The sequence below is a fragment of the Caulobacter sp. AP07 genome (assembly GCF_000281955.1).
Lineage (GTDB): Bacteria > Pseudomonadota > Alphaproteobacteria > Caulobacterales > Caulobacteraceae > Caulobacter.
In genome coordinates this window covers 1-8,724 of the sequence record NZ_AKKF01000011.1, presented here as the reverse complement: position 1 = coordinate 8,724, position 8,724 = coordinate 1, and the positions used below count along the sequence as shown (strand labels likewise).

Here is an 8,724-nt window from a genome sequence, read left to right as displayed (position 1 = left end):
CGCCGCCGCATCCGGAGCCGACAGGTCGGTCCAGCCGACCACCCCGGCGATCCACGGATGGGCCTGGGCGGTGGCCAGCAGGAAGTCGGTCTCGGCCTGCGTCGGCGCGGCCTGCACCAGGATGGTCGCCCCGACCCCGCCGGCCAGCAACTTCGGGCGCAGCGCCTCCGGCTCGAAATCCTGGTGCAGCACGCCCATGGCCGGCGTCAGCCAGCCATAGTCGCCGCGCGCCAGGCGCCAGACGTGATGATGCGCGTCGATGCGCATCACGCGAGATCGCCCGGCAGCGGCGTCTCGGCGTCGACCAGCCCTTCGCTCCGCAGGTCGCGCCACAGGTCGGCGGGCAGTTTCCGGGCGTACAGGGCGCGCGTCTGGTCGACCCGCGCGACCGAGCCCAGGCCGGGGATGACGCTGACGACGGCGGGATGCGCCAGGGGGAACTGCAGGGCCGCGGCGGCCAGGGGCGCGCCATGCCGGTCGCAGACGGCCTCCAGCCGTCGCACCCGCTCGACGATGTCGTCCGGCGCCTGGCCGTAGTCGTAATAGTGCGGACCGTCGCGCTTGACCCCGCTGGCCAGGATTCCCGAATTGTAAGCGCCGCCGATGACCACCGAGACCCGGCGCGCCAGGCAGGCGGGCAGGAAGGTCGCCAGGGCGGTCTGCTCCAGCAGGGTGTAGCGCCCGGCCAGCAGGACGACGTCCAGGTCGACGTGGTCCATCGCCTCTAGGCAGACCTGCCACTCGTTGACGCCCAGCCCGAAGGCGTTGATCGCCCCGCTGTCGCGCAGCCGCTCCAGGGCCCGGAAACCGCCGCCCGTGGTCAGTTGCGCGAAGGTGCGTTCGTGGTCGTCGCCATGGGTCAGGCGGCCGATGTCGTGCACATAGAGAATGTCGATCCGCGCCAGCCCCAGGCGTTGCAGGCTGTCCTCGTAGGACCGCATGACGCCGTCGTGGCTGTAGTCGTAGACCTGCTCGAACGGCATGGCGGAGCGGAAGCCGTACCGCTCGCCGTCGCCGCTCAGGCTGCGGTCCGGCGTCAGCAGGCGGCCGACCTTGGTCGACAGGACGGTGTCCTTGCGGTCGCGCAGCAGGTCGCCGACCCGGCGCTCGCTGAGGCCGTGGCCATAGCGCGGCGCGGTGTCGACATAGGTCAGGCCGGCCGCGAGGGCGGCTTCGAGCGTCGCCCTGGCCTCTCCGTCGCCGACCGGCCGATAGAGGTTGCCCAGCGAGGCGGCGCCGAACCCCAGTTCGCTGATCGCCAGGCCCGTGCGCGCAAGGGTGCGCTTGGGGATCATGCGTCGTGCTCCTGCTCGTCGAGCGCGAAGATGCGGGCCATCGGCGCCCATTTCGAGCCGTCGTCGCGGATCGGCTTCTGGAAGGCGTCCATCTCCCGCTCCCAGGCTTCGACCCTCGACTGCAAGGCGGGGTCGGCGGGGCGGGGGAAATCGTCCTCGACCTCGGCGATCATCACCAGGCGGTCCTCCAGCCGCCAGATCTCCATGGCCAGGTAGCCGCGCTGGCGGATGTCATGGACCACCTCGGGCCAGACCGCGCCGGGCGCGTGGCGGGCCTCGTAGGCGGCGATCAGCCCCGCGTCCGCGACCAGGTCCAGGGCGTGGACCAGCCGCCGGCTCATCGGCGCTTCTCGCGCAGGACGAGGACGGCGAAGCCCAGCACCACCGCGAAGCACAGCATCGGAATGGCCATCATGTGGTGGACCCCGCCGATGCGGTCGGAGACCAGCCCCATGGCCGGCGGGATCAGGGCGCCGCCGATGATCGACATGATCAGGAACGACGAGCCGTTCTCGGTCTCCTCGCCCAGGTCCTCGACCCCCAGGGCGAAGATGGTCGGGAACATGATCGACATGAAGAAGCTGGTCAGCCACAGCGCCGCCACCGCGACCTCGCCGCTCAGGGTCACGGCCGCCCCGCAGAGCACGATATTGGCGGCGGCGTAGATCGCCAGCAGCCGGGCCGGCGCGATCCGGCTCTGCAGGAAGGCGCCGCTGAACCGGCCGACCATCAGCATGGCCAGGCTGCCCGACAGCAGGAAGGCGACGCTGCGTTCACCCAACTGGGGCGCCTGGGTCTTGGCGAAGTCGATGAAGAAGCTCCACACCCCGACCTGGGCGCCGACATAGAAGAACTGCGTCACGACGGCGCGAACCAGGCGCTGGTGACGCAGGACCGCCCAGAACGAGCGGACCTCGGTCCGCTCCGCCAAGGGCCGCTCGATGCTCGGGAATCGGGTTCGCGCGATCAGCACCGCCAGCAGGCAGACCGCGATGCCGATCGCCACATAGGGCCCCTGGACCGTGGCGGCCTCGCTGGTGCGCCAGGTCGCGCGCTCGGCGGCCGTCATGGCCGACAGGGCGGCGGGGCTGTGCTCGACGCCCGAGAGCACGAACAGGCCGCCGATCACCGGCCCCAGGATCGCGCCGACGCCGTAGAAGGACTGGGCCAGGTTCAGCCGGGCTGAGGCGGTCTCCTTCGCGCCGAGGATCGAGACATAGGGGTTGGACGCCGTCTCCAGGAAGCCCAGGCCGATGGCGATCACGTACAGGGCCGTCAGGAACACGCCGAAACGCTGGACCTCGGCGGCCGGGTAGAACAGGAACGCGCCGGCGGCGTAGCAGCCGAGCCCGAACAGGATCGTGGCCTTGTAGCCGTAGCGCCGGATCAGCAACCCGGCGGGAATCGCCGCGCAGAAATAGCCGAGATAGAACGCCGTCTGGATCAGGCTCGACTGCGCGCGGGTCAGGTCCAGCGCCTTCTGGAACTGGCGGATCAGGACGTCGTTCAGCGCCGCCGCCAGGGCCCACGAAAAGAACAGTGTCGTAACCAGCGCGAACGCGACGGCATAGCGGCGCTCCACGATCGGTGGCGGCGCGGCCGCGACATCGGTCGGCATTGGACAAAACCCTCCTCGATCGGCGCGTCTGACGCGCGCCCTTGTTTTCTGACAAATATGAAATACAGGTTCATATAAGAAATGCAAGCGAGCGCAGGGTTGGAAAGCGATGATCGCCACCTCGACGGAGGACTTCAGGCAAGCGGCCAAACGGCGGCTGCCGCGCTTCCTGTTCGACTATATCGACGGCGGCGCGGGCGATGAAGGCGCCTTGCGCCGGAACGTGGCTGACCTGTCCACCTTGGCGGTTCGACAGCGGGTTCTCAAGGACGTCGGCGGCGTCGACCTGACGACGTCGCTATTCGGACAATCCCTGGCGGCGCCCATCGTGCTGGGGCCGGTGGGCCTGAGCGGCATGTACGCCCGGCGCGGCGAGGCCCAGGCCGCGCGCGTCGCCGCCCAGCGCGGCCTGCCGTTCTGCCTGTCGACCGTGTCGGTCTGCGGGCTGGAAGAGGTGGCAGCCGCCTCGGCCGCGCCGATCTGGTTCCAGCTCTATGTGATCCGCGACCGCGGCTTCATGCGCGACCTGATCGCCCGGGCGAAGCAAGCGGGCGCCACGGCCATGGTCTTCACCGTCGACATGCCGGTTCCGGGCGCGCGGCGGCGCGACGCCCACAGCGGACTCTCGGGCCCCCACGCGGCCTGGCGCCGCTATCTGCAGGTCGCCGGCAAGCCGGCCTGGGCCTGGGATGTCGGGCTGCGCGGACGGCCCCATCAGCTGGGCAACATCGCGCCGGTCCTGGGCCAGGCCAGCGGCCTGGAGGATTTCATGGGCTGGCTGGGGGCCAATTTCGACCCCACCGTCCAGTGGCGGGACCTGGAATGGATCCGCGAGGCCTGGGACGGCCCGCTGATCATCAAGGGGATCCTCGATCCCGACGACGCCCGCGACGCGGTCCGCCTGGGCGCCGACGGACTGGTGGTGTCCAACCACGGCGGACGCCAGCTGGACGGCGCCCTGTCCACCGCGCGGGCCCTGCCCAGCATCGCCGAGGCGGTGGGCGACCAGCTGACCGTCCTGGCGGATTCCGGCGTCCGCTCGGGACTGGACGTGGTGCGGATGCTGGCGCTGGGGGCCAAGGGCGTGCTGCTGGGCCGCGCCTGGGTCTATGCGCTGGCCGCCGCCGGCGGCGGGGGCGTCGGCCAGTTGCTCGACATGATGATGGCCGAGATGCGCACCACCCTGGCGCTGTCCGGCGTCACGACCATCGCCGACATCGATCGCGGCCTGCTCGATCCTCGCTAGGAGGGGGCTCCGCTAAACTCGACCCCCAATAAAAAGGGGCCGGACGACGGGGGTCGTCCGGCCCAGGCGGGGAGGTTTCGACGCGCCGCTAGTTGGCGGGCGTCAGGTACAGTGCGCGGACGGAGAACAGCTCCTGTCCGGCGGTTTGGGGGCGGATCGCCACGGTGTAGCGGCCCGGCTTGTCGAAGTGCAGGATCCCGACCGGCTGGAACGCCAGGAACACCGGCTTGCGCCGCTCGATCTTGCCGGTCTCGACCACGCCGAAGGCGCGCTTCTGGTCGTTCATCTCGACCACGCCTTCACGGCCGGCCTGGGCGGCGGTCGCCGAGTACTGCAGGTCGATGTGGTAGTCGCCGGGGCGCTCCACCTGCACGGTCCAGGCGATCGACTTGGCCGGATCGTCCAGCCCGACCACGGTGTAGTATTTCCGCGTGTCGTCGACCGACAGCTGGGTCTTCACCGCCTCAAGCTTGACGCCCTCGCTCAGGACGGCGTCGGCGACGTCGAGCGGCTGGCGGCCATAGACGGGCGACAGGACCGCCCCCTGGTCGCGTCGCGCGGCGACCGGCTCACGGGTGTCAACGGCGATCACCAGGTCGTCACTGGGCGTGGGGTCCTTGGGCAAGGTGATCGCCAGGCCGTCGCCCTGCTTGAACGACAGGGCCGCGCCGCCGGCCAGCAGCGTCACCTTGGTGACCGCTTCGGTCAGGCCGGGAACGCGGATCACGCCGTCAGCCGGACGATCCAGGACGTGCAGGTAGAGGCGCGTGCCGCGCTGCGTCGCCACGCCCCACGGGGTCTGCGGCAGCGGCGAGCGCGTGGTGCCGTAGATGCTCTCGCCATTGACCTTCAGCCAGTCGCCGACCTTGAGCAGGCGAGACTGCGCGCCCTCGGGGAAGCGGCCCCGGCCGTCGGGACCCATGTTGAGCATGAAGTTGCCGCCGCGGCTGGCCGAGGTGGCCAGCAACTCGATCAGGGTGTCCGTCGACTTGAAGTCATTGTCGAAGGCCGAATAGCCCCAGCTGCGGTTGTGGGTGAACACCGACTCCCAATCGCCGCCATGCACCAGGCTGGCCGGGGGGACCTCGGAATCGGACGGCGAGCTGTAGTCGCCCAGGCCGTTGCCGATCCGGCTGTTGAGCAGGCAGTCGGGCTGCAGCTTCTTGACCAGCTCGCGCAACCGCTTGGAATATTCGGGCGCCATGGGTCCGGGGGTGTCGAACCAGATTTCGCGCAAGGGTCCGTAATTGGTCAGCAATTCGGTGACCTGCGGGACGACCTTGGTGTTGAAGTAGGAGTCGAAGTCGGTCTTCTTGGGGTCGAATTCCCAGTCGTTGCCGCCGCCGTTCGGCTCGGTCCAGTCCTGGTACTGCGAGTAGTAGAAGCCCAGGCCGACGCCCTCGGCCTTGGCGGCCTCGGCCAGTTCCTTGAGCGGGTCACGGCCGAAGCGCGTGCCGTCGACGATGTTGTGCTTGGACGCCGCCGACTTGAACATCGCGAAGCCGTCATGGTGCTTGGCGGTGATCACCACATAGCGGAAGCCCGCGGCCTTGATCGTGCGGATCCAGGCCTTGGCGTCGAAATCGACCGGGTTGAACTCCTCGGCCAGGGCCAGGTACTCGGCGCTGGGGGTCTTGCTGCGCTGCATCAGCCATTCGGACGCGCCGTAGAACCGCTTGCCGCGGATCACGCCGCCGGCCTGGGCGTAGATCCCCCAATGGATGAACATCGCGTAGCGGTCGTTGTTGAAGCGCGCCAGCGCCTGGGTCGTCGCCGGATCGTGCTGGACGGGCTCATAGACCTGCGCCTTGAACCGCGTCTGCTCCGGAGGCGCGCCGACGGCGTCCTGGGCCTGAACGGCGGTGCTCGTCATCAAAGCCAGAACCAGCGCGCTGACCGTCAATCGTATCATCTAGGACCTCCCCCTACGGGCTATTCGTTTCATATATGATTTGTAGTTTCTTGGGTGAAAGACATCGCGCAAATCGAAGCGCCGGTCAATCCCGAGTCGTCGACCGATGCGAAAATCGAAAAGGACGAGTTGGTGAGCCTTGGAGGCGGCGCGGATTCAGAAAGCGCGGAAGGCGCCAAACTTGACCTTGGACGAGGCCGTGGCGAGAACACCCCGCTTTCCGCGCGGCGTTCAGGAGTGCTTCGAATGGTTGATCACGATCTCGCCCGGCACGAAGCCGGCCATGCCACCGTCGCCGCCGCGCTGGGTATTCCGGTGCTCTACATCCAGATCAGTCGGGAACCCGTCGGCGCCGTCATTGACCACCCGACAGACGCCAACGAGGTCAAGCGAGAGGACCTGGACGCACGCTTCGCCGGCGAAGCGTTGACGCCACTGGAGTACTCAGAGGCAGGCCTGGCTCTGATCGCCGACGAGGTCACCGTCTATCTAGGCGGGTTGGCCGGAGAGAGCGTCTCGCAGACCCCGGCCGCCTTTAGCGCTACGCGCGCGGCGGACGATCTGGCGAAGGTCTTTCGGTTGATCGCGAAGTACACCGAGCATCTGCCCGAGGACGACCGCGACGCGCGCGTCCGAGACTACTTTCAGGAACGGCAAGGCGCGGCATGGAATCTGATCGTCACGCACTGCAAGACCCACTTCATTTTGGCGGACGTCATGGTCAACGGACATGACCTCAGCAAAAACGAGATCACGGACATGATCCGGAATATGGGCGAGATGCCCGTCCCCAAATGACCGTCTGCGCCGAGGCTTCCCCGGGCTAGGCGGTTCTCGGCCTGAAGCGGAAAGCGTGGCGGCCCGGCGGGACGGCATAGACCGCGCAGCCCGCTTCCTGGCGCAGGAACCGGGCGCCGGCCGGGGCGCGGGGCAGGCGCTGGCCGCCGTTCGGCAGCCAGGCCTCGGCCACGCAAGCCCCCGGGACGGTGACCTCCAGCACGGCCAGGCCGTCCGGCTCGCGCCGCCAGCGCGAAGCGGCCTCGCCGCGCGGCGTCAGGATCGTCGCCCCGGCCCGGTCCAGCCCGGTCGGCAGGGTGGGCCGCACCTGCAGGCGGGCATAGCCCGGCGCGGCCGGCCGCAACCCGGCCAGGCCCTCGTAGAACCAGCTGCTGATCGACGCGAAATAGTGGTGGTTCCACGACCGCGCGCCCAGGCTCCAGCCCTCCGGCATGCTGCGAATGTCGTTCTTCAGCCAGAAGCCCCAACTGGGTTGGTCGGTGCGGGTGGCCACCTTGTAGGCGACGTCGCCATGACCGTGGTCGCCGAGCAGCCGGGGCAGGTAGCGCAGGGCGTAGACCCCGACGTCGAGGCGGTAATTCTTGGCGATCAGGTCGGCCGCCAGGCCGTCGACCACCGCCTGGGCCTGACCGTCCGGGACCAGGCCGAGGGCGACGGGCAGCACGTTCATGGTCTGGGCGTAGACCGCCGGCTTGCCGCCCGCCGTCGGGGCCAGGTAGCGCCGCGTGGCGGCGTCCCAGTAGCGGCGGTTGTAGGCCTCGCGCACCTGGGCGGCGAGCGCGGCGTAGCGCGCCGCCTCTTCGGCCTGGCCCAATTGACGGGCGCTGGCGGCCGCCCCGGTCAGCATGTGGAAGAAGAAGGCGGTCGAGGTGGCGTCGACCGGCCCGGTCGGCCCGGCGGCGGCATACTCGCCCAGGCCCCGGTCGTAGCGGAAGTCCGGCCCCTTGATGAAGGTCGCGGTGTAGTCGGCCAGGCGGCGGCGCATCGCCTGGGTGCGCGCCGCGATCCGCCGGTCGCCGAACCGCAAGGCCAGTTCCTCGGGCAGGATGAAGGCGGCCACGTCCCAGGCCGGGGTCGGGCCCCAGATGTAGTTCCAGCCCGGGCTGTTCTCATAGCCGTAGAACGGCGTCGTGGGCACGATCTCGGGCAGTTCGCCGTTGGCCGCCTGGGCGTCGCCGAAGTCGTCCAGCCACTTGGTCCAGGTGCGGGCCACGTCGAAATTGACCGCGGCGGCGGCCGAGGACGCCTGGGCGTCGCCGGTCCAGCCGTTCTTCTCCAGGGTCGGGGTGTCGGTCTGGGCGGCGTGCATGTTGTTGAGCAGGCCTTGGCGCGCGGCGTCGTGGACCTGGTTCAGCAGGGCGTCGCCGCAGTCGAACGTGCCGATCGAGGCCACCGCCGAATGCACTTCGACGGCGGTCACCGTGTCGGGCGCCGGCGGGCCGGTCAGGCCGGCGACCTGGACGTAGCGGAAGCCGCCATAGCCGAAGGCCGGCCGCCAGCTCTCGCGGCCCGTTCCGGCCAGGATGTAGCGGAAGGTCAGCAGCTGGGCGTCGATCAGGCCGCTGGCGACCTGGATCGTCCCGTCCTTGCGCAGCTTCTCGGCCAGGACCAGCGAGACCGTCCGCCCGGCCGGGCCGGCGGCGGCCAGCACCGGCTGGCCGGTGATGATCCGCCCGAAATCGAACACCCAGACGCCAGGCGAGACCTCGCGGGTCGCCACCGGCTTGTGGGTCGCCACCCCGGTGACCGGTTCATGGATCGCCGCGACCAGGCGGCCGGCCGGGGCCTTGGCGATCCGCGCCGGCTCCCAGGCCGTGTCGTCGAAGGCCGCCTCGCGCCAGCCGCGCGGCAGCCG

The 8,724-nt window shown here is 69.6% G+C and carries 8 protein-coding genes; 2 read left to right on the top strand and 6 right to left on the bottom strand.

Annotated elements, in window-relative coordinates:
* The 4 genes from PMI01_RS01155 to fucP all read right to left on the bottom strand — a co-directional run.
* On the bottom strand, positions 1-267 hold a 267-nt coding region (locus PMI01_RS01155), incomplete at its 3' end, for an amidohydrolase family protein (RefSeq protein ID WP_007661880.1).
* Positions 267-1,295 (bottom strand): aldo/keto reductase, encoded by a 1,029-nt coding sequence (locus PMI01_RS01150; RefSeq protein ID WP_007661879.1) that lies wholly within the window; start codon positions 1,293-1,295, stop codon positions 267-269. The genes PMI01_RS01150 and PMI01_RS01155, both read right to left, overlap by 1 nt.
* Positions 1,292-1,636 (bottom strand): L-rhamnose mutarotase, encoded by a 345-nt coding sequence (locus tag PMI01_RS01145; RefSeq protein ID WP_007661878.1) that lies wholly within the window; start codon positions 1,634-1,636, stop codon positions 1,292-1,294. Before PMI01_RS01145 ends, PMI01_RS01150 begins: the two co-directional genes overlap by 4 nt.
* Positions 1,633-2,913, bottom strand: a complete 1,281-nt coding sequence (fucP, locus tag PMI01_RS01140; RefSeq protein ID WP_007661877.1) for an L-fucose:H+ symporter permease — start codon at positions 2,911-2,913, stop codon at positions 1,633-1,635. Before fucP ends, PMI01_RS01145 begins: the two co-directional genes overlap by 4 nt.
* Before the next feature lie 109 nt (positions 2,914-3,022).
* Here fucP and lldD point away from each other — a divergent pair, with 109 nt between their 5' ends.
* The gene (gene lldD, locus PMI01_RS01135; RefSeq protein WP_007661876.1) at positions 3,023-4,159 is read left to right on the top strand and encodes an FMN-dependent L-lactate dehydrogenase LldD; all 1,137 of its coding nucleotides are present in this window, start codon (positions 3,023-3,025) and stop codon (positions 4,157-4,159) included.
* Positions 4,160-4,247: 88 nt separating this feature from the next.
* Here the strand turns inward: lldD and PMI01_RS01130 are convergent, their stop codons facing one another.
* Positions 4,248-6,032: an alpha-L-fucosidase gene (locus PMI01_RS01130; protein ID WP_157223642.1), complete on the bottom strand. Its 1,785-nt coding sequence runs from the start codon at positions 6,030-6,032 to the stop codon at positions 4,248-4,250.
* Between the two features lie 93 nt (positions 6,033-6,125).
* Here PMI01_RS01130 and PMI01_RS01125 point away from each other — a divergent pair, with 93 nt between their 5' ends.
* Positions 6,126-6,869, top strand: coding sequence for a hypothetical protein (locus PMI01_RS01125; protein ID WP_157223641.1), 744 nt, complete (start codon positions 6,126-6,128; stop codon positions 6,867-6,869).
* A 25-nt stretch (positions 6,870-6,894) separates the two neighbouring features.
* Here PMI01_RS01125 and PMI01_RS01120 read toward each other — a convergent pair.
* Positions 6,895-8,724: family 78 glycoside hydrolase catalytic domain (locus tag PMI01_RS01120; RefSeq protein ID WP_007661861.1), on the bottom strand; the 1,830-nt coding region annotated here is incomplete at its 5' end.